Genomic DNA, 24,583 nt, shown 5'->3' on the forward strand with positions numbered 1-24,583 from the left:
AAACAAGTACTGAATGTCCTGATCTGCAAGCTCTCGTTCCTGTTCAAGACACCTGCGCAGCTCTTTCTTGGCTTTTGCTTCCAACTTCGGGTTGGTAGCTCTGGGCCAATCTGTGAACCAACGACAAGCATCCGGCTCAACATCCCCGGTCGAATTGTCGAATGAGGGTTCCCAACCACCGCAACTAAATCTGCATAAATAGAAAAAGGGCTTACATTCATAAGATGTAAGCCCTTGATTTAACTGGATCCAACGATCGGAATTGAACCGACGGCCTGCTGGTTACGAATTGTCTGGCGGGAGATTAATTTCTCAGCCGGGAATGCCCGTTATCCCTTGATTCATAAGCTCTACCACCATTTCATCCCATTTCCAAAACTGCCGAAAACTACCTAAAAATACCGCAAAGTGTACGCAAATTTGCGTACACTTTGCGGACAGGGAAACATTGTCTTCTTCAAGTCCCTGTCACAAAAAATCAGTTAAAATTCCTGTCTTGAAAACTCCGACAATTCTGCCCGGCTAACAAAGCTTCCTGACGATCCTGTCCAACACTCCCTGCACCTTGGAAATGGCAACGCCGTAATTGGTGATCGGCACCTCCCTGCGGGAACATTCTCTAATGCGGCGCAGCATTTCTGTACGACTGGTCATGCATCCGCCGCAATGTACTGCCAGAGCAAAGCCTTCCAGATCATCAGGGAAGTCATGGCCGGAGTACATAACAAACTCCAGCTCCCTGCCAGTGTACTGCGTGATCCAGCGCGGTATTTTTACCCGTCCTATATCGTCAGCCACATCGTGGTGCGAGCATGCCTCACACAAGAGCACCCTGTCACCATCCTGCAGGGAATCAATAGCTTCAGCTCCCTGAACCAGCATCCGCAAATCTCCCTTGAAGCGTGCAAAAAGAGTCGAAAAAGTGGTCAACGGAACTTCCTCCGGAACATCGCCTGCCACCTTGAGCACCACCTGAGAATCAGTTACGACCAATGCTGGAGGCGTGCTCAGCCTGTCCAAAGCCTCTTCAAGCTCGCGCTCCTTGACCACCATTCCCATGGCGTCACTGTCCAGAATATCGCGCAGAACCTGAACCTGCGGGAGGATCAGCCGACCTTTCGGGGCGGCCAGATCAATAGGCACAACGCAGAGCACAACATCCCCCTCCTCTATCAAATCGCTCACAAGAACCGGTTCTTCAATGAATTCACGGGGAGCCATATTGATTACGGCTTTTTTGAGATCATCAATGCCCTTGGCGGAACGGGCGCAGACAATCTGGCTATTAATGGAATGCTCCGCACAAAAAGCAAAATCTTCCGGGGAGGGCCCGGCAATATCAGCCTTATTGAAGACGACCAGTACGGGAATGTTCATTTTCCGGGCAATATGCAAAATATCCTCTTCAGCCTTGCCCACACCCTGCTCACCGACAACAAGTAAAGCAAGATCAGTCCGGAACAACACCTTGTGTGTAGCCCTGGTGCGCAGTTCACCGAGCTCGCCTTCATCGTCAAGTCCGGCGGTATCGTAAAAGGTCACCGGTCCCAAAGATAGCAACTCATAATGCTTTGCCACCGGATCAGTGGTTGTACCCGGATAATCGGATACAATGGCTGTATCCTGACCGGAAAGTGCGTTGATCAGCGAAGATTTCCCGGCGTTACGCCTACCGACCAGGGTAATAACCATACGCACGCCTTTAGGGGCTTTGTCATTCATTTAACAATTCCTTATTTTTAAAAGTACGCATTGGAGACCGACCTCGGGCTGAAGAGGGATGATAGCCCGCAATCCTCAGCCGCTGTTGTAAATGAGCGACATTCTTCAAAACGGATTTAACGGATGAATTTTTTCCGGGATAAATGCTATAACCTGCCCGGACGGATTCCGGGGTGACTGAAGGCATGACCACATTGGCCCCTACCTCAAGTCCCTGCTCGCGTCCGTTTGAAACCAACATATCAAGGGCGCTGGTGGCCGGGATATTCGCCACCGGATTCATAATGCGCAGCAGTGCGGTTGCCCGCAGGGATTCATCTAAACTGCCTGCCCAAAAACGACCAAGCGGCGTATCAGGATGTGGAATAAACGGCCCGACAGCAATCATGTCCAAGGGAAGTCCGCTCAGACGCGACAGATCCTCGGCCAGTATTTCAGAAGTCATTCCGGGAAGCCCGGTGATAAGCCCGGACCCTGTTTCATATCCCAGACTGCAAAGCATTTCTAAATGATCCAGACGTTTGGAAACACTCTGCCCCGGTCGAAGCATGGCGTGTAATCTTTTGTCAAAGGTTTCCATTTTTAGAAGATACCGATCCGCGCCGCAATCCCGCCAGAATTTATAACTATCCCTGCCATGATCACCAAGACAAAGGGTTACCGAAACATCGGCATACGTTTTGATGGATTGAATTATATTTCCAATGAAACGCGGGTCCATGGCTTTATCCTCACCGGATTGAAACACCACAGTTCCCAACCCGGCATCAATGGCCGACTTTGCCGCGCCCATAATGGACTCTTTATCAAGGGAAAACCGTTCTAGCTGCCCGTTACAGCAGCGCAGTCCGCAATAATGGCAGTTCTTGCGGCAGTGGGTGGAAAACTCCACCACTCCGCGCTGATAAACCTCATTACCGAACACGGAATCACGTACTTCACGGGCCTGCGCAAATAATTTTTCAGGATCGGGCGCGCGCAAGGCATCGAGTATTTCTTTCGCGGTCATCATCACAAATCCATCGGATTCACTTGGCTGAGCAGGTATGCGCACTCGGAAACAATCCGATAAGCGGCCCGTTCTTCAACTGCGGAAGGTTCCGTGCCAACGCGGACAGACTCGAAAAGGGATTCAACAGGGCCTTCAACCCGGCACCAGAAACCTTCAGGAGTCATAACCGGGCCATGGGCAAAATGACCGAAAAAAATCTGATCATCGACGATGATCGCCGGAAAATTCGGACGTTCCCGCAATTCAAGAACTGAAACACGCTCGGGAAACATGGCAACAAGTTCACTGAGGAATGCCCGCGACTCAGCCAGTTCGCGCTGCTTATCCTGCATATTCATGCCCGGACGCAGCAGGCTCATCAATTCTCCGGCCCACGTAAAAACATTCGGATCCGGCAGGCAAAGTACGCGCAATGACGCTCCCTGCGGATGAGAAAGTGCGCAACTCAGAGCAGAACAAATTTGTGGGGACTTCCTGAAATTCCCATAAGGAGGCGCAAGCAGCAGGATCTCCCGGCGCGCCGAGCTTAACGAAATATCCAGATTCAAACCATTCAACCCAGCTGAAATCATGAGTTTTCCTTTTCAACAAAGGACTCATAGGTTTCAGGGGTATAGCCCAGTTGCCGCATCCGTCCCGGTGTGAATAAATCTGCAATAATATTTTCAGCTATGCCAAGTATCTGTGAGGCGGCCTCAACGATGGAAAGATCCTCTTGGCAGGCCAGCCGGGAAATTTCCTCCGCCCGCTCATAACCCACAGCAGGAACAAGCATGGTTACGAAAGAGCCGCTGGCGGAAAGATTTTCCAAACAACGCTGAACATCCGGCTCAACTTGAGCCAGACAACGTTCATTAAGCAGCACATAAGCATTGATCAGCAGGTTGAGCGATTCAAGAATGGTTTGAGCCAGCAGTGGCATGAACTGGTTTAACTCCAGATTGCCCAAGGCCCCGGCCTGTCCGATCAAGCCGTCATTTGCCATGACCCGCAGTGCCGCCTGAGATACTGCTTCCGGAATAACCGGATTGACCTTGCCGGGCATGATCGAAGACCCGGCCTGCATGGCTGGAATCTGCAATTCCGCAAAGCCGCCAACAGGGCCGGAGGCGAGCAGCCGAATGTCTCCGCTTATCTTCAGCAGATTCGATGCACAAACCTTGAGCATGCCCGAAACTTCGACAAAACAGTCCGTATTCTGGGTGGCATCCACCAAATTTTCAGCCCGGGATATCTTCAATCCCGTAATCCGACGCAGTTCATCCACAACCCGAAAAATATATTCGCGAGGCGCACCAAGACCTGTGCCCACAGCTGTTCCGCCGAGGTTGACCTGCCTGATCCGCTCCCGGCACTTGAAAACCCGCCAGCGATCCCGGGCCATGGGTTCGGCCCATGCTCCGAAAGTCATGCCCGCAGTGACGGGAACAGCGTCCTGCAGCTGGGTCCGGGCCAGTCTTGGTACGGCCTGAAACTCCTGTTCCTTGCGTTGCAACATGTCCTGCAACCCGGAAACAGATATTTCAAGCCGTTTAAGCTCATGCAAAACGGCAACTTTCAAAGCTGTAGGATAGGTATCATTGGTGGATTGGTGCTGGTTTACATGATGCAGAGGGTGCACAACATATGACCCGTAAGGACTGCCGAGCAATTCGCCGGCACGGTTGGCAAGGACCTCATTCATATTCATGTTTGTTGAAGTCCCTGCTCCCCCCTGAAAAGCGTCTACCAGAATATGATCATGATGCTTGCCGCCGATCATCTCCAGACAGGCCGTCTCGATGGCTCCTGCTGTTTCCTGCGCAAGAAACCCAAGCTCCCTGTTGGTCCGCGCACAGGCCAGCTTCACCTCGGCATAGGAACGGATAAAGACTTCACTGAGGCGAACCCCGGAAAGAGGGAAATTATCCATAGCCCGTGCGCTATGCACGCCGTAAAGGGCCTCAGCGGGTATATCGACACTTCCAAGCGCATCCTGTTCACTGCGGTACTCTGCTGCCATCCTGTTTCTCCCTGAAAAAACCTGAGTCGATCCACAAATTACAGATAAAGGTCCCGCTCACCGTGTTCAATACGGACCAGCCTGTCAGCCACCACATTTTTGCGTTTCGCGGCAAAGCCTTTAAGCTCGTTGCTGATGAGGGCGTTGCCCATGTCCCGCGTGCCCGCCTGAGCATAATCCAGCAGATATTCCTTGAAAGTCAGCAGGGCGTTGGGATGGCAAAATTCCTGTATAAAGCCCTTTTTAGCCAGTTCCATGAAATGTTCTCCGGTCCTCCCTGCACGGTAACAGGCCGTGCACCACGAAGGGACATAACCGTGCTCCACGATTTCCCTGATAACTTCTTCAAGATTGCGGTTGTCACCGATGCAGAACTGCTGCACATCAGGACGGTCGTAATCGGGATCGCTGTATGCTCCGGGGTAAGTACGCGACCCGGCACTGAGCTGGGAGATACCGAGATCAAGCAACTCGCGGCGCATCTGCCTGTTCTCACGGGTGCTGAGGATAAGCCCGGTATAGGGAACCGAAAGACGCAGCACTGCCACCAGCCTCTTGAACCTTGCATCTGAAATGGGATACGGCGGATTGTATGCCATTTCTGAATTGAGAGCGGGTTCCAGACGCGGAAAGGACAAAGTGTGCGGCCCCACTCCGAACTTCGATTCCAGTTCCGCAGCATGTGACAGCAGGGCAATGGTATCAAAACGGTAGTCATACAATCCAAGCAGAGTACCCATACCCACATCATCTATGCCCGCTTCCATTGCCCGGTGCATGGCATGCAGACGCCAGAGGTAATTTTTCTTGTGCCCTACGGGATGAAGCTCGGCGTAAGTTTCCCTGTGGTAGGTTTCCTGAAAACACTGGTAGGTGCCGATGCCGACCTCATGCAATTTGCGAAACCCTTCCACATCCAGCGGAGCGCAGTTGATATTCACCCGCCGGATTTCGCCGCTTTTGTCGGAAACAGTATCGTACACGGTACGCACGGTGTCAGCGATCCAGTCAGCACCGAATTTCGGATGTTCACCGTAGACCAGAAGCAGCCGTTTATGGCCCTGCTTTTCCAGCACGGACACTTCCTGCCGAATATTATCGGCACTGAGGGTCCGGCGAAGCAATTCCTTGTTTGTGTCCTTGAATCCGCAATATGCACAACGGTTGAAACACTCATTGGTAATATAAAGGGGAGCAAAAAGAACCAGCCGGTTACCGTAAATGGTCTGTTTCACTTTACGGGCGGTCTCAAAGAGAGCCTCGCTCAGCTCCGGGTCCTCGACCTGCAAAAGCCTTGCGGTATCATCAAGGGACAGCCCCTTGGCTTCCAAGGCCTTATCCAGAATATCATGCACATGGGCAGCTTCGGTCCGGGTAGTGGAATTAACTGTTTCCCAAATCTTATTTCCGTCAATAAAGTCTGTTAATCCTGTAGTCTTCAGTTTCATGATGATCTCCGGTATATAATCTGTGCAGAAATTTCTATTGGCTTTCGCCTTGCTGTCTGGCCGCAAGCCGGTAATAAAGCATGCGGATGGAAATCCCCAGTTGCGCAGCAGCTTTGGTCTTGTTGCCGCTGCTTGCAGCAAGTGCGGCGTCTATATCTTCATCAGTGGGTCTTGATCGATTTTTTGGGCCGTTTTTCCGTAATATGGGGCTTTTTTCCCGCACCGGGGCTATTTTCTGCATACCTGCGAAAAAACCGGACAGATGTTCAGGGAACAAAACCTGCGCGTCATGCATGACCGAAATCCATTCCATGGCATTTTTCAATTCCCGCACATTGCCTGCCCACGGATGATCCAGCAGGGTTGCGGCAGCTTCGGGACTGATCTCTCTGAAAGCCTTGCCCCGTTTCTCTGAAAACGCCCTCAGAAACAACATGGCCAGAGGAACAATATCAGCAATCCGTTCCCGCAGAGGCGGCACCAGAATAGAACCGACTCTCAACCGGTAATAAAGATCCATACGGAAAAGGCCCTGTTCAATGCGTTCGGTCAGGTCAAGATTTGTAGCGGCTATGATACGTATATCAGTGCGAACTTTACTCAACCCGCCGACGCGATAAAAACTCTTGTCCTCGATAACGCGTAACAGCTTGGCTTGCAGTTCCACAGGAATTTCACCGATCTCGTCCAAAAAAAGAGTTCCGCCCATAGCCAAATCGATCTTGCCCCTGGCTCCGCGGGTGGCGCTGCCGGTGAACGCCCCGGCCTCATAACCGAACAATTCACTTTCAAAAAGATTGGCAGGAAGAGCCGCGCAGTTGATGTCCACAAAAGGCCGGGGTGAAGAGGAATTGTCCTCGCCGTAGTGAATCAGCTTGGCCACGATGTCCTTGCCGACTCCGGTCTCCCCTTGAATGAGCACAGGCAGATCACGGTCCGCGTGATAACGCCGGGCCTGATTCACGACTTCCCACATGATCTCGGAAAAAATACCCACGTTATTGAGTCCGGCCTGCCTGGCGAGCAGATCGCGCAAGCGGGACAATTCGGCCCGCACATCGCTCGTGGCCTCGGCCACGACCTCCTCAAAATGCCCGGTCAGTCTCTCATTTTCCTGCAAAAGGGCCTGATGCTCTGCAACGCGGTCCAGAACCGCACCGAGTTCCTCAAGATTGATGGGCTTGGTCAGGTAGTCGTATGCTCCGGCCCGCAAGGCGCCGATGGCAAGTTCCAAGTCGGCGTGCCCGGTATAAAGGACAACATCCGCAGGATGGGAACGGGGCAGATCCTTAATGTCACGAACCAGTTCAATGCCGGTTCTTCCCGGCATCTGGATATCGGAGAGAACCATTTCAAAATGATGATTGCGGCAGATTTCCAGAGCGGAAACCGCCTCCGAACAGGGGGTGACCGCATGCCCGAGCAGGGTTAAATATTCGGCCAGAGAATCCCGTGTGGCCATGTCGTCATCGACAAGCAGAATACGCATGTTATCTAATCCCTTCCCGCTTCGGCAGCAGGCAGTATGGCCCGCAGCAAGGCCCCGCCCCCGGGACGGTTTTCCGCAATGACGGAACCTCCGGCGGCCTGCACGATAGTGCGCACGATGGACAGTCCGAGTCCCATGGAAGTACCCGGAGATTTAGTGGAGAAAAAAGGCTCAAAAAGTTCGCCGGCCAGTTTCGGGTCAAATCCGGGACCATTGTCGGCCACGCTCAGTTCCACGGAATCAGCCCCCTGCGGGACCACCCGAATGGAAATTGTTTTCTGTTCATTTTCAGCCCCTTCCAGAGCCTGCATGGCGTTGGCCGCAAGGTTCATGACCAGCTCTTCAAACCTGATACATGTTCCGGCAACAGGTTTGATTTCAGGATCTATGTTGAGTTCCAATGCTATGCCTCTGGCAATCATCTGGGCACTCAGCAGGGAAAGAGCTGACTGCGCCGCCTCCCCAAGGTTGCACAACTCGCCGGCCCCGGCCTGATTATAGCGCAGATGCTCACGAAGATGATTGACAATGGAGTCGATGCGGTCCACCTGCCCGGCAATCTTGCGCAGGATACGGACGACCTCATTGTTGGGGGTCTCACAACGATCCTCCAGCAGCAGGGCCGAGGCGGAAAGTAAGCGTATTGCGTTCAACGGCTGATTGATCTCATGGGCAATACCGCCGCCGATGACGGCAAATGTAGTCACCCGACTGGCGCGTTCCATGGCTGAGCGAGCTTCGGCCAAAGTAGCTTCAGCCTGCCGCTGGACTGTTACGTCACGCCCCACGGATTGATATTCAACCGCGCGACCTTCTTCATTAAAGATTGCCCGGGTAATATATTGTACGTAGTAAACGTCTCCATCCTCAGCGGTATAGCTGGGCTCGGTGACAACCTCGGGATTATCAGGAGTCAGGGAATATACCTGACGAACGATCTCCTCACGTTCATCAAGTGCCAGAAGATCCTGAAAATTAGACGAAAGAAGGAATTCGGAACTCTTGCCGTAAAAATGACAAAAAGCCCGGTTCACAAAAGTCAGTCGCCCGTCGGGACGAAAACGACGGATAAGCTCAGTCTGGTCCTCGACCACGCTGCGGTATATGGAATCCTGCGCTGTCATTTTGTTGCTCTCCGCGCACTTTCTTTGCGTTTCGACGAGGACAGCTTTTGCAGGGATTCGCCGGAAAAAAGGCTCAAGGCCCCGGCCGGACAGACCGAAACACAGGCCGGTTCGTCACGGAATCCGGTGCATAGATCACATTTATGGGCTACCGGCACATGGCGTTCAACATCGATGGTCCCGACCTGCATGGCACCGACTGGACAAACGGCCAGACAGGCCTTGCATCCGAAACAACGCTCAGCATCAATCGCCACCGACCTGCCGTTAAAGGTGATCGCTCCCACAGGGCATGCCGCAGCGCAGGGGGCGTCCTCACACTGCCGACACTGAACAGGGGCAGTGACACCGGACTCGCGGACAACCGAAATGCGCGGACTGAAAGGTTGCCCGCTTTCCATGGCCCGGCCCATGTCGGATGCAATGTGGGCGTCCACGCAGGCTATTTCACAGGCTCGGCAACCGATACAACGGGAAGGTATAGCCAGAACAAAAGCATTCATGACCTAATGTCCCTCACAATCTGTTCCGTAGTGCGTATGCAGAAGCTCATGCGAACGGTGGCCCAGAGGTTTTCCCAGAAACTTTTCATAGAGGGCCACAACGGACTCGTTTTTATGCGAAGCGCGGACCGGCAACGCCTTGTCATGACGATGCAGACCGCCACGGCGGCGGGCAATGGCATCGGCAAGGTCCACTCCGGGCAGCAGTTTCGGCTGGCCCCCTCCGGCAACACAGCCGCCGGGACAACACATGACCTCCATAAAATCAAAATCGGCCTTTCCGGCGCGGACATCCTCAAGCAAAGGGGCTGCGTTGGCCAGCCCGGAAACAATGACCGCCCGGATTGTCTTTCCGGACACATCTATGGAAGCTCTGCGGATACCTTCTCCCGCCGGGGAAAATTTCACTCCGCTTTCACAGACATCATTGCCGGTTGTGACCGCAATGGCCGTGCGCAGGGCTGCTTCCATAACCCCGCCGGAGGCTCCGAAAATCACCCCGGCCCCGGAATAAAGTCCCATGGGAATATCAAAATCCTCTTCCGGCATTGCTGGTAAATCAATATCCCTTTCCTTCAGCATAGCCGCAAGTTCGGTCACAGTAAGCACGGCATCCACATCGGGATATTCGCTGGCCTGCATCTCAGGGCGTGCGGCCTCATGTTTTTTGGCCGTACAGGGCATAATGGCGACACTGGCAATGGATTCCGGGTCTACACCGGCGATTTCAGCACCATAAGTTTTAAAAAGAGCTCCGGCCATCTGCTGCGGAGATTTGCAGCTTGAAAGGTGGTCGGTCAAATCGGGCCAGACGGTTTCCATGTAGCGCACCCAACCGGGGCAACAGGATGTGAACATGGGCAAAGGACCATCGGCCCCGAGCCGCTCCAGCAATTCCGAGGACTCTTCCATGATGGTCACGTCCGCGGCGAAAATGGTATCGTAAACCGCACCGAAACCGAGACGACGCAGGGACGCGGCAAGCTGTCCGGGAGTCAGGGTTCCCGGAGCCAAACCGTATTCCTCGGCAATTGAAGTCCTTACTGCCGGGGCACACTGAACCATGGTCATTTTGGAAGGATCGCTGAGCATCTCCGCTACCCGGCCTGTATCGCTGCGGAAATGGGCGGCAAATAACGGCGACAAATCATTTTCCGAAAGACCGCGTTCACGGCGCAGGTCCGGAAGATTGTCCGCGCCGTCATCAAAAGGTGAGACAAATGCGGAGCAGATCAAAACACACTGACCGCAGACCACACACTTTAAAGTATCGATTGTCTGGGGTTCACCTTCAGCACCGGAAATGGCATCGACAGGACAAATCTCGGCACAGCGACGGCAGCCGGTACAGATCATGGGATCTATGGATACTACTTGGGAAACAGCTGTCATGACAATTCCTCACCCGCTCTCGCTCCAGCCCCGGCAAGGGCCAGTGCGGCTTCAAGATTACGGCGTTTTTTTATTTTCATCGGGTCTACCAGCGTCAAGGCATCTTTGGGACAGGCCTCCACGCAGGCCGGTCCTCTTTCCCGCTCATGGCAGAGATCGCATTTACTGGCAAGAAGAGCCGGTTCCACAATGTAGGAATCCTGGTTGAGCGGATCTGTAACCCGTCGAAGAACAGGACGGCCATTCTTCCATATCTGAGCCATTTCCATGGCCCCGACAGGACAGGCCGCAAGGCAGGTCTTGCAACCCACACAGCGTTCCTCATCCACAATCACGCCGGAATCAGTGCGGCTTATGGCACCATTGGGGCAGACGGCAGCGCAGGGAGCGTCTTCACAATGACGGCAGCCCACAGGGACACAGACTTCCCCTGCCCGGATCAGATAAAGCCGAGGGGAAAGGGAGCCTTTCAAACTCCCCACGGAAGCACCGCCCTGCAGATGGGCAGCCGCACAGGCCAGCTCACAGGCCCGGCAACCGATGCATTTAGCTGCGTTGGCAAGAATAAAAGGGATCAAACGAGATGACATGAAATTTCTTCCTTTATTGATATTAAAGCCTGCGCATCCACGGGCTCCTTGAATTTACGGATGGAAACAGCGCAAACTTTCAATTGCGGAGTTCCGGTAATCGGATCGCCTGCCGAGGTGGTCAGCATATTGCCCGGACTTTCAGAGAAGTGGAAGGTCATGAAAACCAAGCCGCGCCGGACCCGCCGGGTGACCCAGGCCCGGGCCCGGACAGTCCCCCTGCGGGAACTTATTTCTATCAGCTCGCCATCGGCAATGCCGTATGTTGAGGCATCGGACGGATGGATTTCAACAAGCTCCTCGGGCCAGGTCCCGGCCAGCCCGAAACAGCGGCGGGTCATGGTGGCGGTATGGTAATGAGCGACAACCCGTCCGGTGGTCAGGGTCAGTGGATACTTAGCATCCGGCAGTTCCGCAGGTTCCCGGTGTACCAAAGGAAACAATTTTCCGGGACCGCGCATGCATTCTCCCACGTGCAGGACGGGAGTCCCCGGATGCGACTCATCAGGACAGGGCCACTGGATACCCCCGGATTCCAGACGTTCATAACTGATGCCAGCATGGGTGGGAGTCAGCCTGCGCATCTCGTCAAAGACATCGGAAGCAGCGGTGTATCGCTCCGGACGGCCCACTCGGGCCAGCAGATCTGCCAAGATTTCCCAATCCGGACGACTGTCCCCAACGGGATTTATCGCCTTGCGGACACGTTGCACGCGACGCTCAGTGCTGGTGAAAGTTCCGTCCTTCTCGGCAAAACTGGCTCCGGGCAGGACAACGTCGGCCAGCGCGGCTGTTTCAGTCAGAAAAAGATCCTGCACAACCAGAAAATCAACATGTCGCAGGCAGTGCTCCACGTGGGTAATATCCGGGTCACTGCGCATAGGATTTTCACCGAAAACAAAAAGTCCTTTGAGACGGTCCTGCTCAATGGCATGCAACATCTCGGGTAAGGTCAGCCCCGGCTCAGCAGGAATTTTAACTCCCCATCCGGATTCAAAAACCTCCCGGACAGCATCGTCAGTTACCGGACGATAAGCTGTCAACACATTGGGCAAGGCCCCCATATCGCACGAGCCCTGGACATTATTCTGACCGCGCAAGGGATTCACCCCGGTCTTCGGACGTCCGACATTTCCGGTGAGCAATGCAAGATTGGACACGGCAAGGACATTGTTGGTCCCGGTTGTGTGCTGGGTCACGCCCATGGTGTAGTAGAAAGATGCGTTGGCTGAACCGGCGATGATCCGGGCGGCCTTGCGGATATCTTCCGCAGGGACCTCGGCAATGGCGGCCACGCTTTCAGGATCAAAAGCCTGCAGTCCCTCACGGAACGCCTCGAAATCTTCAGTAGCTGCGCGCACAGATTCCAGATCGGCCAGCCCTTCATCCAGAATGACCCGGGCAATGGAGGACAACAGTGGAGTGTCAGTACCGGGGCGCAACCTGAGCCAGACATCTGCCTGACGCGCAAGGTCGATTTCCCTCGGATCGATGACCACCAGTCCGGCCCCGTTGCGTTTGGCCTCCATCATACCGATACCGATAATGGGATGGCACTCGGTAGTGTTAGTGCCTACGGCGCAGATACAATCTCCCCGGCCCATGTCCCACAACTCACGAATGGAGTTTGTCATGGAGCCGTTTCCCAATGACATGGCCAGCCCGGCCACAGTGGGAGCGTGTCAGAGACGTGCGCAATGGTCGACATTATTACTGCCGAGTCCTGCGCGAAAAAGCTTCTGGAAAAGATAATTTTCTTCGTTTGTGCAGCGGGCACTGCTGAATCCACCGACAGCCTCCGGTCCATATTCAGACGCGATAGAGCTTAAACGGGTTGCCACAAGACCAAGCGCTTCATCCCAGGAAGCGGGAACCAGCTCGCCGTTTTTACGCACCAACGGAGTGGTGATCCGGTCACAGTGCTGGACAAAATCAAAACCGAACCGCCCCTTGGAGCACAAAGCACCCTGATTGACCGAAGGCTCAGGACCGCCAGAAACACTGACGATGCGCCCGTTTTCAACTTCCAGAGAGAGTGAACAGCCGGTACCGCAGTAAGGACATGTTGTAATTGTACGTTGCATGCGCTTCACCTAGCACAAGACATGCCATAAACCAACAGATCCGTGAAAACTCCCATCGTACCTAAATAATTGAAAATAAAGTCAGACACATCGTGAAGAAAAACAAAAGGGCTGCGATTGCACACCCTTACTGCATGCAATTTTGCGCGCATTGCATGCAATGAAAATCATTCCCTACCACGGTGACTTTGCACAATATCTCCAAAGCCTTTGACACAACCAGAGCCTCACTCTTCATAAAAAAATATTCAGGGTAACAGGTTGGATATCAGCAGGCCGCTCTAATTAATTCAGCATGTTAACGAAGCAAATCCCAGAATGTACGCAAATTGTCCGCACGATTTTACTATTTTCTGCTCCAACAAATAAAGCCTCACAATGCGATAACACACTGCGAGGCTTAACTTTTACTATGGAGCCAACGATCGGAATTGAACCGACGGCCTGCTGGTTACGAATCAGCTGCTCTACCGACTGAGCTACGTTGGCTTGTTGTAGAGATGCCTTTTATATCAAGGACTAAACCCCGGTCAAGCCGAAAATTAATCTACTAAAAAATCCATAAGTGGCCATCACCGGACGCTTAAGACGTCCGGTGATGGCCGGAGGAACTTTAATATTCTTTAATTACGTATTCAAAAACGGATTAAACCAGTTTTTTAGCTGCATCCAGAGCTGCATTGTAGTCCGGTTCTTCTGTTACTTCGCTTACATACTGAACGTATTGTACGGTACCTGATTTATCAATTACGAAGACTGCACGGCTGAGCAGACGCAATTCCTTGATAAGCACGCCGTAAGCTTCGCCAAAAGACGAATTCATGTAATCTGAAAGGGTCTTAACGGCTTCAACGCCTGCTGCACCGCACCAGCGGGCCTGAGCGAAAGGCAGGTCCATGGACAGAGTCAGGATTTTAATATCATCACCAAGGTTTGCAGCTTCAGTATTGAACCGACGGGTTTCCATATCGCATACCGGGGTATCGAGAGAGGGAACAGCACTGACAATCAGTACATTTCCGGCAAAATCAGCCAAGGTTTTGGGAGCAAGTTCATTATCAGTTACGTTGAATTCAGGGGCCTTGTCGCCCACTTTGATTTCATTACCGAGAAGAGTCAGGGGATTGCCCTGAAAAGTAATTATTCCTGTTCTTTCATTCATGATTATACTCCGTTGGTTTAATTTTCACGTTCACCATAATTAACACAACAATCCATACCCTACAACAGGACTCTGCTTTTTATAACGCTAACAATACTGCCCGACCTACATCTAGGCGAAAATCTACACCGCATGTAAAACAACAGACAATGCCTTGAAACAAAATTCAACCTCAGCGCCTACGCTCAATCCTTCTTCCTCCACCGACCACGAGGTGACCAATGCGCACATCTGGGTTCCCCCGGCAGACTCACCTACAACTTCAGCTAGTACTTCGGTATGTTTCTGAGAAATAACTTTGGCCGGGACGCAGTTTCGGGAGCTTGTTCCGTGCTCTTTTAAGGGGCGCACAGCTACCAACGGGGCTTTTACTGTGGCCGATACGGACACTCCGGGCTCGAGGCCCAGTTTATAGAGACTTTCGAGTGTAATGACTGAGCTGATTATTAGTCCTTCGGCGGTTTCAAATTCCACATCAGCCAGAATCCCATCCCGCTTTACGGACCGGACATGGCCGATAAAAGTGTTCCGCGCACTGGATTTAAGGGAGTTCTCTTCGAGGGCCATGCGGCGGACGATATTGCTCACATCACACGCAGACCAATTCTGGTAGACTGCCGCAAGATCAGTTGATGAATGACCGAGCACCTTGCGCACGACTCCCAGCGGAACACCGTTACGCAACATTTCAACAGCCCTGGAACGGCGTAACACAGAGGGCGCACCCTTCTTCTTTTCCAGTCCGCACTCTGCGGCCCGCTCATAAAAAATCCTGCGCACATAGCCAGGGTCGAGATTAAAAATTTCTCCCTCAAGCCCTGAACTCATAGGACTGTCGATCAATGCTCTCAGTTCCCGGCAAACCGACTGCGGCAATGGAACTTCCCGCTGCCCCCCTTCCCTTCCGAGATAAACGACCGCTCTCGCCAGATCGAAATCACGGCGTTCGTCAAGCCGTAAAATCTCTCCCAGCCGTGCTCCGGTATGACGCAGAACAAGAAAAAGACAAAACGTCCGGGTGCGTGAACGCACATAATCGGCCCTTTTGGTCCTTTGCTTCCAGTCACGGAAACCTTCTTCCAGTAAAATTAATTCCCGTGAGTCAAGGTGCAGTATATTCTCTGGGACATCAAACACATCCGAGGTAGCCAGTTTGGTATTCCCGGCTTTAGCATCTTGATTTTGTTTTACTTTTTTGACCACAGAAAAAACCCTTCGAGAAGTCACGTTTTTAAGGAAACGCGTGACCAGTTTGATAATTTATTATTTCCCTGCATAAGCACAAGACACTGATAAAGCCAATTCAGGAAGACCTCAATTTGAAAATGGAGAATAGAAGATGAAACGTATTAATGCTCTCGTACTGGCTCTGTTGCTGGCCCTGCCCTTTTCTGCTCAGGCCGCGGACCTCATGATCGCACAGGCCGCCAACTTCATGCCCGCCATGAAGGAAATCATTCCCGCCTTTGAAAAAACAAGCGGTCTGAAGGTTCAGGCCACTTATACCTCCACCGGTAAATTATACGGACAGATAGTCAACGGCGCGCCCTTTGATGTTTTTCTCGCCGCCGATGAACGCCGCCCCGCAAAGCTTTTCAAAGACGGACTGGCCGAGACTCCTTTCGTATATGCCAAAGGAAAAGTTGTCTTGTGGTCACTTGATAAAAAAGCCCTCGGCAACAGCTGGCAGGAAGCTATAAAAAGCAAAAAGCTGCATAAAATAGCCATCGCCAACACAGAAACCGCACCATACGGAACAGTTGCCATGATAGCCCTGCAGAAGGAAAAACTGTGGAAAGAAATACAACCGGAACTGGTCTTTGCCCAGAATATTGCCCAGACATTCCAGTTTGCATCCACCGGAGCGGCGGACGCCGGTTTCTGCGCTTATTCATCCATGTTTACCCCCACCGGTAAAAAGGGCGGATTCCATATCCTTGAGCAGGCTCCTCCGGTAATTCAGGCCGCCTGTGTACTCAAATCTTCAGAACACAAAACCGCAGCACTTAAATTCGTAGAATTTCTGTCCAGCCCGGAAGTTAATTCCATCAAGAAAAAATACGGATACGATTAATGGATTTCTACCCGCTTTTTATCTCTGCAAAGCTGGCCGTGGCTACGACCCTATTTATACCTATCGTAGCCGCGCCTATAGCTTACATTCTTGCTTTCCTTGATTTCAAAGGCAAAAGCTTGATTGATGCGATTGTTTCTCTCCCCATGGTCCTTCCTCCTACGGTTCTCGGTTTCGGGCTGCTTATAGCCATGGGACCGCAAGGACCGTTGGGAGGGCTATGGAAGGATCTGACCGGAGAACGTATGGTTTTCAGCTTTTCCGGAATATTACTGGCCTCGCTGGTTTATAATCTGCCTTTCGCGGTACAGCCTATGCGGGCAACATTTGAAAAGCTGGACATAAGGCTGCTGGAAAATGCGGCAGTGCTTGGGCTTTCTTCCACCTCCACTTTTTTCAGGGTAGTACTGCCCAACAGTTTACCAGGGATAGCAGCTTCAGCCATGCTGGTATTCGCCCATAGTTTAGGCGAATTCGGAGTCATCCTCATGGTCGGCGGCTCCATTCCCGGTTCGACCAAAGTTGCCTCCATAGCCATCTACGAAGCTGTGGAAGCCATGCGTTACGGCGACGCTCTCTATATGTCGCTGGCAATCATTCCGGTCAGTTTTATGGCCCTTTTGGCCATCAACCGTCTCAACCGTTTCAGCCGGAGTCGATCATGACCCTTAAAATAGACATCCGCAAACAGCTGCCCAACTTTGCTCTGGACGTAGCTCTGAACTGTGATCCAGGCACCCTGACCGCGATTGTAGGACCTTCGGGTGCCGGTAAAAGCACTTTGGTCCGTATAATTTCCGGACTTGAAAAACCGGACAGCGGGACCATCTCCCTCAACGGTAACATTTGGGTGGATACGGCGAATAATTTTTTTGCCACACCCCAAAAACGTGAATTGGGACTCGTCTTTCAAGAATACACGCTCTTCCCGCATTTGAATGTACGCAATAATGTGGCCTTTGCCGCTGTTGATAAAGAATGTGTGCCGGGTCTGCTGGAAAAATTCGGAATCTCTCACATCGCGGAAAGCAAACCTTCCACAATTTCCGGCGGGGAACGCCAGCGGGCAGCCTTTTGTCAGGCTCTTGCCCGCGAACCTGTCCTGCTGCTGCTGGATGAACCTTTTTCCGCGCTGGATATCGCCACCCGCGAAGGACTGCGCAAGGAACTGCGTGACCTGAAAAAAGAGCTGAATATCCCTATCATCCATGTAACTCACGACCTCGAGGAAGCGTATTATCTGGCTGATACCATTTTTGTGCTTGAAAACGGACATGAGTCCCCGCAATGGCTGGACAGGCAAAGAAAAAAGTTCTGCTCTGAGCCTGGCCCGTACTCACGCCCTCACCTAGAACTTGTAGGAAATATGTAATGAAAAAGATATACATTCCGATACTTCTCATCCTGCTCTGTCTTCCCGCTGCCGCTCAGGCAAAAGTCGTTATAGCTTCCGGGGCCGGATACCGCGCACTGGTTGATAAGCTGACAACCGCATACACGGCAAAAACCGGGAACGAGGTTGAAAGGATCTATGGAAATATGGCCCGCGTAACCGCACAGGCCAAAAACAGCGGTACGGTTGATCTGGTCCTCGGCGACAAATCCTTTCTGGATAAATCCGGACTTGACTGTTGCGCAACCCAGAGAGTCGGACGCGGCAGACTGGTACTAGCCTACCCTAAAGGCAAAAGCTACGCGGACCCCAAAGACCTGCTCTCATCAAATATCTCCCGCATAGCGTTGCCGGATACCAAACGGGCCATTTACGGCAAAGCGGCTCTGCAATACCTGAAGAACAAGGGCGTGTTCGACAAAGTAGAATCAAAACTACTTATGGTGGCAACTGTACCGCAGTCAGCATCCTACGTCGTCGCCGGGGAAGTGGATTACGCTTTCATAAATCTGACTCATGCACGCAAAATCAAGGGTTCCATCGGTGGATTCAAAGTTGTGGATGAATCAGCTTATTCGCCCATATCGATTATTATCGAACAGATGAGCAACTCCGCCCATGGAGCTGAATGCAAAAAATTCATGGAATTCCTAAACTCCGATACAGCCCGCAAGATCGTGGTCGCTCAGGGTATGCAGGATTAACTTTATGAATATTGCTGCTATTCTTTTTGACAGTGCAACACTTAACCCGCTGACCCTGTCCGCAAAAGTGATGGGGGTAGCGGGAGTGCTGCAACTGACCTTGGGAGTGCCGCTTGCTTTCTGGCTATCCCGTTCAAAAGGAATGCTGCATAATTTCGTGGATAGCGCCGTGACCCTGCCACTTGTATTTCCGCCGGTGGCAACCGGCTTTGTACTCCTGTTTCTGCTTGGCAGACGCGGGCCTGCGGCAACTCTTTTCGGTGACAGCATTATCTTCAGCTTCCCCGGGCTGGTGGTTGCCGCCTTCATTGCCGGACTGCCCCTTCTTGTCAAACCGGTGCAGGCAGCCCTTAAATCAGCTGAGGCTGCTAAACTGCACGAAGTGGCAGCCGTACTCGGAAAATCAGAAGGCGCCATATTTATGCAGGTTCTGCTGCCCTGTGCACGCCGGGCAATCGCAGCCGGAAGTTTGCTGGCCCTTGCCCGCTCACTTGGCGAAGTGGGCATGAGCCTGATGCTCGGGGGTAATGTCATCGGACGTACGAACACACTTTCACTGGAAATCTACAATGCGGTTTTCAATGGAGAGTTTGAGCGGGCGGCAGTTTTGTCTGCGGTCATAGGCATAGCCTCTTTAACAATGTTCACAGCTTTGAAAAAATTTTCAGACGCGGAATAAAAGGAATGAATAATGAGCAAATCTATTTTAGCTGAAATTCAATCAAGGGCTTACAAGGCTTGGAAAGAAGCCGGCATACTTGATGAAGATATTGAAGTAAAAGCACGTACCCTGAGCACAGAAGAAGCTATCGGTAATCCAGAAGGTGATGATTTTCCCCTGCTGCGTGGCAAGGAAAAGTTGATGGAAGCACGGTTCAGGGATTCAAAAGGGCAGGCATTCACAGACCGTTACGGAGATTTCAGCAACACATTACGTGAAATAGCGGAAATGGACCTGACTAATAATTTTCGGAGGGCCATCTTTGTTTCCGCCCTGAATGCAGTTCAGTGCAGCCTCGGCAAAGCCGAAAGAACCATACACTGCAAGGATGAAGGTCCGGCCCTGTGTGCGCCGCAGCTGGGTGATTATATTGCTGAAAAATACGGTAATCCCAAGCTGGGACTTGTCGGTTACCAGCCGGCCATGATTAAAGCCCTTTCGGGACGCTTTGAAATGCGCATCGTGGATCTCGACCCGGACAACATCGGCAGCGAAAAATGCGGAATCACAGTTGAAGGCCCGGACAACACCTCTGAAGTTCTGGAAGATGTCAACCTCTTGGTTGTCACCGGGTCAACCATCGTTAACGACACCATCGGCAACTTCCTGCGTGATGACAAACCTACCATTTTTTTCGGCACTACTGTATCTGCAGCGGCGGAAATGATGGGCTGGCAACGATTCTGCTGTCAGAGTTCCTAGCCTGGAAAAACAAACCCTGCCGGGTAATCCAAGTATATTTCCCGGCAGGTCGCAATTGCGCCAACGGACGAAGATAAACCTCTCAGCCCGCTTTCTGCCGGGCATTAAACCGCTTCTATTTCCACAGTCAGCTTCTGACACATATCCATGCACAGCTGTTCCAAAATGACACACATCACATCAATTCGGCTTTCTATGCGTTTTTTCACACATTAAACAAAAAATCACAGCTAGCCAATAAGTGCCTTTTAAAAAATAAATAAAAAATATTGATCCAGTTTTAAAAAACGCCCTTCATCCAACCATCTGTTTTAATTAACTATACCGTTTTGGACCTAATTTTGCTTTAGGTTCTACTCAATTGAGGAGTTGCCTGCACAGCCCTTACTAGACAGGGGCTGCCGGAGTTTGTCCAAAACGGGACTATCTCAAATCACCAATTCAATGGTGTTACTTGACTTACTATTCCCGTTTAGACATAAAAAACGCACGATCACACAAGGTTTGCAGTCGCGTCTCCGCGCTAAAGCGCGCTCTGAAATTATGTCTTTTTTGATATATCCAAACGATATTTATGACACTTAAGAAACTGAAACTATTACACCCGGAGCCTTAAATCATGATGAAAACTGTTCCTGTAGAGGACTCCATCGGTAATGTCCTCTGTCATGATATGACCCGCATTGTTCCCGGCGAATACAAGGGACCCGCTTTTAAAAAAGGCCACATCATCACACCGGAAGATATCCCGGTACTTTTAGAAATCGGCAAAGAACATGTTTACATCCTGAGCCTTGAAGAAGGCCAGATTCATGAAAACGATGCCGCAAGACGGATTGCCAAAGCAGCAGCCGGACCGGGCATTACTCTCTCTGATGTGAGCGAAGGAAGAATTAACATGATTGCGGCTCCCGGCCTGCTACACATCAATGTAGAAGCCCTGAACCGCATTAACAGCATTGAAGAAGTTGTGCTGGCCACCCTGCACAACAACATTCAGATCACCGAACCCCGCGAAGTAGCGGGAACCCGCATCGTGCCGCTTGTTATCGATGAAAAACAGCTCGAAGAAGTGGAAGAAATCTGTCGTGATTGCGGTCCTATTGTCAGTGTGAAACCTTTCCGCAATCTAAAAGTGAGCCTGATCACCACCGGCAGCGAGGTTTACCACGGTCGGATCAAAGATAAATTCGGCCCGGTTCTCCGCAAAAAATTTGCACGTCTCAATTCGGATGTTATCGGACAGACCTTTGTCAGCGATGATCCCGATATGACCAGCACTGCAATTCTTAAAGCTATTGATGACGGAGCGCAGATGGTTGTGCTCACCGGCGGTATGAGCGTCGATCCCGATGACCAGACCCCGGCTTCCATTAGGGCCACAGGTGCCGAAATTGTTACCTACGGCTCACCGACCTTTCCCGGAGTAATGTTCATGCTCGGCTATTTAAACGGAGTACCCATTTTGGGTCTGCCGGGCTGTGTCATGTATTACCGGGCCAGCATTTTTGACCTTATTATTCCGCGGATAGTGGCTGGTGAACGCCCCTCCCGCAAAGAAATCGCCGAATTGGGCCATGGTGGTTTCTGCGCTGGATGCGATACCTGCCGCTACCCGCTGTGTTCTTTTGGTAAATAGAGGATAGTTCGACGTCCCTTTCGGACGCCTGCTAATACAAAAAGCAGTAATTCAAGGAGGTTCTTTCCATGATCAAACGGACTCTAAAAGTTAACGGTGTTGAGAAATTCATAATCTGCGAAAATGATGATTCTCTCGCCAATGTTCTGCGCGAAAAACTCGGCTTGACCAGTGTTAAAATCGGTTGCGGAACTGGGCAGTGCGGTAGCTGCTCCATCATTATCAACGGTAAGCTCAAACGCTCCTGCACAATGAAGATGAAGCGTGTTGCAGATCACACCGAGATCATTACCACTGAAGGTATCGGTACACCGAACAAGATGCACCCGATCCAGATCGCATGGATGTCCCACGGCGGTGCTCAGTGCGGTTTCTGTACTCCCGGTTTCATCGTTTCCACTTACGCCTTGATCCTTTCCAATCCCAAACCGAGCCGCGACGAAATCCGCGACTGGTTCCAAAAGCACCGCAATGCCTGCCGCTGCACCGGTTACAAACAGCTGGTTGACGCCGTTCAGGACGCTGCCGCTGTTATGCGTGGCGATATGTCCGAAGACGATCTGCTCTTCAAGATGCCTGAAGATAAACGCATCTGGGGTTCCAAATACCCCCGTCCTACCGCAGTGGCAAAAGTCACCGGTACTCTCGACTACGGTGCAGACCTCGGCCTGAAAATGCCCGAAGGCACCCTGAAATGTGCTCTTGTACAGGCTGAAGTTTCCCACGCAAACATCATTTCGATTGACACTTCCGAAGCCGAAGCAATGCCCGGCGTAGAAAAAGTTGTCACTTACAAAGACATCAAGGGTAAAAACCGCGTCACCGGTCTGATCACCTTCCCCACCAATAAAGGTGACGGTTGGGATCGCCCCATTCTCGCTGACGAAAAGATCTTCCAGTACGGTGACGCCATCGCTATCGTCTGCGCTGATTCTGAAAAGAATGCAAAGGCTGCAGCAGCCAAAGTTAAAGTTGAACTTGAACAGCTGCCGGAATACATGAACGCTCCCGCTGCCATGGAAGAAGACGCCATTGAAATTCATCCCGGCACACCCAACGTCTACTTCGAACAAAAAATTGCCAAAGGTGATGAAACAGCTCCCATCTTTGATAAAGCGGAAGTTATCGTTGAAGGCAGTTACTATGTACAGCGCCAGCCGCATATGCCCATCGAGCCTGATGTAGGTTTTGCTTACCTTGATGACGATGGCAAACTCTGCATCCACTCAAAATCCATCGGCTTGCATCTGCACGCAGCCATGATCGCTCCCGGTCTCGGTGTTGAACTCGAAAACCTGATCATGGTTCAGAACTATGCGGGTGGAACATTCGGTTATAAGTTCTCCCCCACCATGGAAGCTCTGGTCGGCGCAGCCTGCCTTGCTACCGGTAAGCCCGTATTCCTTGGCTACGACTGGTACCAGCAGCAGACCTACACAGGTAAACGCTCTCCCTTCTTCACCGACATCCGCCTTGCTGCAAGCAAAGACGGTAAACTGCTCGGTATGGAAACAGACTGGATCTGCGACCACGGTCCTTACTCCGAATTCGGTGACCTGCTGACCCTGCGCGGTGCACAGTTCATCGGTGCCGGTTATAAGCTGCCCAATATCCGCGGCCTCGGTAAAACAGTTTGTACCAACCACGCATGGGGCTCCGCTTTCCGTGGCTACGGTGCTCCTGAAACAGAATTCGGTTACGAAGTTCTTATGGACGAACTGGCTGAAAAACTCGGTATTGATCCTTTTGATCTCCGCGAGCAGAATATCTACCGCGAGAGTGAAGGCGACACCACACCTACCGGCTGCCAGCCTGAAGTATACTGCCTCGAAGAAATCTTCGCTCAGGCTCGCCCCAAATACGAAGAAGTTAAAAAATGGGCTGCCGAAGACGCTGCCGAAGGTTTCAAACGCGGCGTAGGTGTCGCTCTTGGTATCTACGGTTCCGGTCTTGACGGACCTGACACCGCTGAAGCTGAAATCGAACTTAACGCTGACGGTTCCGTTACCATGTACGCCTGCTGGCATGATCATGGTCAGGGTGCTGATATGGGTGTTCTGGGTACTGCCCACGAAGCTCTGCGCCCTCTCGGACTGGAACCTGAACAGATTCATCTCGTCTTGAACGATACCCGTTACTGCCTCAACGGCGGCCCCGCCGGCGGTAGCCGCTCACAGGTTGTCGTTGGTAACGCCATCATCGCAGCCTGCCGCAACCTGCTCGACGCTATGCGTAAGCCTGACAACTCCTACATGAGTTACGATGAAATGACCGCAGCAAACAAAGCAATCCGTCACAGCGGCAAATGGTCCGCTCCGGCTACCGATTGTGATGAAAACGGTCAGGGTTCACCTTTTGCCTGCTACATGTACGGTCTGTTCATCTCCGGTGTAGAGGTTGAAATCGCTACCGGTAAGGTACAGGTTGAAAAGATGAGACTCATTGCCGACATTGGTAAAATCAACAACAAACTGGTTGTTGACGGTCAGATGTACGGCGGCCTTGCACAGGGTGTCGGTCTTGCCCTCACTGAGGACTACGAAGACATCAAGAAACACTCCACTATGGTAGGTGCAGGACTCCCCTACATCAAACAGGTTCCCGATGATATGGAACTTACCTACGTTGAGACTGAACGCCCCAACGGTTCACACGGAGCTTCCGGTGTAGGCGAACTGCCGCTGACCACACCTCACTCCTCCATCATCAACGCAATCTACAATGCCTGCGGCGCACGCGTAACTCATCTCCCGGCTCGCCCCGAGAAGGTTCTCGCTGCCATGAAAGGCTAATTGATGATTTATGGTCCGAAGTCAGGTATA

General features: G+C 52.0%; 22 protein-coding genes and 1 tRNA gene. 8 read left to right on the forward strand and 15 right to left on the reverse strand.

Going from position 1 to position 24,583, the window contains the following annotated elements:
• Positions 1-522: 522 nt before the first annotated feature.
• The 15 genes from hydF to ACKU35_RS02320 form a co-directional block, all read right to left on the reverse strand.
• Positions 523-1,722 carry a [FeFe] hydrogenase H-cluster maturation GTPase HydF gene (hydF, locus tag ACKU35_RS02250; protein WP_319762744.1) on the reverse strand — a complete coding sequence of 400 codons (1,200 nt, stop codon included), beginning with the start codon at positions 1,720-1,722 and terminating at the stop codon, positions 523-525.
• Positions 1,715-2,734 (reverse strand): [FeFe] hydrogenase H-cluster radical SAM maturase HydE, encoded by a 1,020-nt coding sequence (hydE, locus tag ACKU35_RS02255; RefSeq protein ID WP_319762746.1) that lies wholly within the window; start codon positions 2,732-2,734, stop codon positions 1,715-1,717. Before hydE ends, hydF begins: the two co-directional genes overlap by 8 nt.
• Entirely contained in the window at positions 2,734-3,093 is a 360-nt protein-coding gene (locus tag ACKU35_RS02260) for a hypothetical protein (protein ID WP_319762748.1), read from the reverse strand. The genes hydE and ACKU35_RS02260 overlap by 1 nt, the downstream gene beginning before the upstream one ends.
• The gene (locus ACKU35_RS02265; RefSeq protein WP_319762750.1) at positions 3,056-3,322 is read right to left on the reverse strand and encodes a hypothetical protein; all 267 of its coding nucleotides are present in this window, start codon (positions 3,320-3,322) and stop codon (positions 3,056-3,058) included. The genes ACKU35_RS02260 and ACKU35_RS02265 overlap by 38 nt, the downstream gene beginning before the upstream one ends.
• Positions 3,303-4,736 (reverse strand): aspartate ammonia-lyase, encoded by a 1,434-nt coding sequence (locus ACKU35_RS02270; protein ID WP_319762752.1) that lies wholly within the window; start codon positions 4,734-4,736, stop codon positions 3,303-3,305. The genes ACKU35_RS02265 and ACKU35_RS02270 overlap by 20 nt, the downstream gene beginning before the upstream one ends.
• 38 nt (positions 4,737-4,774) lie before the next feature.
• Positions 4,775-6,184, reverse strand: coding sequence for a [FeFe] hydrogenase H-cluster radical SAM maturase HydG (gene hydG / locus ACKU35_RS02275; RefSeq protein WP_319762754.1), 1,410 nt, complete (start codon positions 6,182-6,184; stop codon positions 4,775-4,777).
• A gap of 34 nt (positions 6,185-6,218) precedes the next feature.
• Positions 6,219-7,673 (reverse strand): sigma-54 dependent transcriptional regulator, encoded by a 1,455-nt coding sequence (locus ACKU35_RS02280; protein ID WP_319762756.1) that lies wholly within the window; start codon positions 7,671-7,673, stop codon positions 6,219-6,221.
• A gap of 5 nt (positions 7,674-7,678) precedes the next feature.
• Positions 7,679-8,797, reverse strand: coding sequence for an ATP-binding protein (locus ACKU35_RS02285; RefSeq protein ID WP_319762758.1), 1,119 nt, complete (start codon positions 8,795-8,797; stop codon positions 7,679-7,681).
• Positions 8,794-9,300 (reverse strand): 4Fe-4S dicluster domain-containing protein, encoded by a 507-nt coding sequence (locus ACKU35_RS02290; protein ID WP_319762760.1) that lies wholly within the window; start codon positions 9,298-9,300, stop codon positions 8,794-8,796. The genes ACKU35_RS02285 and ACKU35_RS02290 overlap by 4 nt, the downstream gene beginning before the upstream one ends.
• 3 nt (positions 9,301-9,303) lie before the next feature.
• On the reverse strand, positions 9,304-10,692 hold the full coding sequence (locus ACKU35_RS02295; protein ID WP_407944192.1) for a [Fe-Fe] hydrogenase large subunit C-terminal domain-containing protein: 1,389 nt from the start codon (positions 10,690-10,692) through the stop codon (positions 9,304-9,306).
• Positions 10,689-11,282 carry a 4Fe-4S dicluster domain-containing protein gene (locus tag ACKU35_RS02300; protein WP_407944193.1) on the reverse strand — a complete coding sequence of 198 codons (594 nt, stop codon included), beginning with the start codon at positions 11,280-11,282 and terminating at the stop codon, positions 10,689-10,691. The genes ACKU35_RS02295 and ACKU35_RS02300 overlap by 4 nt, the downstream gene beginning before the upstream one ends.
• A complete protein-coding gene (gene fdhF / locus ACKU35_RS02305) occupies positions 11,267-13,366 on the reverse strand; it encodes a formate dehydrogenase subunit alpha (RefSeq protein WP_319762762.1) in 2,100 nt (699 codons plus the stop codon). Before fdhF ends, ACKU35_RS02300 begins: the two co-directional genes overlap by 16 nt.
• 413 nt (positions 13,367-13,779) lie before the next feature.
• Positions 13,780-13,855: transfer RNA gene (locus tag ACKU35_RS02310), tRNA-Thr, on the reverse strand.
• A 157-nt stretch (positions 13,856-14,012) separates the two neighbouring features.
• Entirely contained in the window at positions 14,013-14,528 is a 516-nt protein-coding gene (gene tpx / locus ACKU35_RS02315; RefSeq protein ID WP_319762763.1) for a thiol peroxidase, read from the reverse strand.
• Between the two features lie 123 nt (positions 14,529-14,651).
• On the reverse strand, positions 14,652-15,731 hold the full coding sequence (locus ACKU35_RS02320; protein WP_319762765.1) for a TOBE domain-containing protein: 1,080 nt from the start codon (positions 15,729-15,731) through the stop codon (positions 14,652-14,654).
• 136 nt (positions 15,732-15,867) lie between these two features.
• Between ACKU35_RS02320 and modA (ACKU35_RS02325) the strand changes: the two genes are divergently transcribed.
• The 8 genes from modA (ACKU35_RS02325) to ACKU35_RS02360 all read left to right on the forward strand — a co-directional run bounded on the left by modA (ACKU35_RS02325) (position 15,868) and on the right by ACKU35_RS02360 (position 24,553).
• The gene (gene modA, locus ACKU35_RS02325) at positions 15,868-16,602 is read left to right on the forward strand and encodes a molybdate ABC transporter substrate-binding protein (protein WP_319762767.1); all 735 of its coding nucleotides are present in this window, start codon (positions 15,868-15,870) and stop codon (positions 16,600-16,602) included.
• Positions 16,602-17,267 (forward strand): molybdate ABC transporter permease subunit, encoded by a 666-nt coding sequence (modB, locus tag ACKU35_RS02330; protein ID WP_319762769.1) that lies wholly within the window; start codon positions 16,602-16,604, stop codon positions 17,265-17,267. Before modA (ACKU35_RS02325) ends, modB begins: the two co-directional genes overlap by 1 nt.
• Positions 17,264-17,974: an ATP-binding cassette domain-containing protein gene (locus ACKU35_RS02335; protein WP_319762770.1), complete on the forward strand. Its 711-nt coding sequence runs from the start codon at positions 17,264-17,266 to the stop codon at positions 17,972-17,974. The genes modB and ACKU35_RS02335 overlap by 4 nt, the downstream gene beginning before the upstream one ends.
• On the forward strand, positions 17,974-18,699 hold the full coding sequence (gene modA / locus ACKU35_RS02340; RefSeq protein ID WP_319762772.1) for a molybdate ABC transporter substrate-binding protein: 726 nt from the start codon (positions 17,974-17,976) through the stop codon (positions 18,697-18,699). Before ACKU35_RS02335 ends, modA (ACKU35_RS02340) begins: the two co-directional genes overlap by 1 nt.
• A 4-nt stretch (positions 18,700-18,703) precedes the next feature.
• Positions 18,704-19,378, forward strand: a complete 675-nt coding sequence (locus ACKU35_RS02345; RefSeq protein ID WP_319762774.1) for an ABC transporter permease subunit — start codon at positions 18,704-18,706, stop codon at positions 19,376-19,378.
• Between the two features lie 12 nt (positions 19,379-19,390).
• On the forward strand, positions 19,391-20,122 hold the full coding sequence (locus tag ACKU35_RS02350) for a Rossmann-like domain-containing protein (protein WP_319762776.1): 732 nt from the start codon (positions 19,391-19,393) through the stop codon (positions 20,120-20,122).
• A gap of 619 nt (positions 20,123-20,741) precedes the next feature.
• The gene (locus tag ACKU35_RS02355) at positions 20,742-21,761 is read left to right on the forward strand and encodes a molybdopterin-binding protein (protein WP_319762777.1); all 1,020 of its coding nucleotides are present in this window, start codon (positions 20,742-20,744) and stop codon (positions 21,759-21,761) included.
• A gap of 68 nt (positions 21,762-21,829) precedes the next feature.
• The gene (locus ACKU35_RS02360; protein ID WP_319762779.1) at positions 21,830-24,553 is read left to right on the forward strand and encodes a molybdopterin-dependent aldehyde oxidoreductase; all 2,724 of its coding nucleotides are present in this window, start codon (positions 21,830-21,832) and stop codon (positions 24,551-24,553) included.
• Positions 24,554-24,583 lie beyond the last annotated feature (30 nt).

The sequence above is a fragment of the Maridesulfovibrio sp. genome (genome assembly GCF_963676065.1).
Taxonomy (GTDB): domain Bacteria; phylum Desulfobacterota; class Desulfovibrionia; order Desulfovibrionales; family Desulfovibrionaceae; genus Maridesulfovibrio.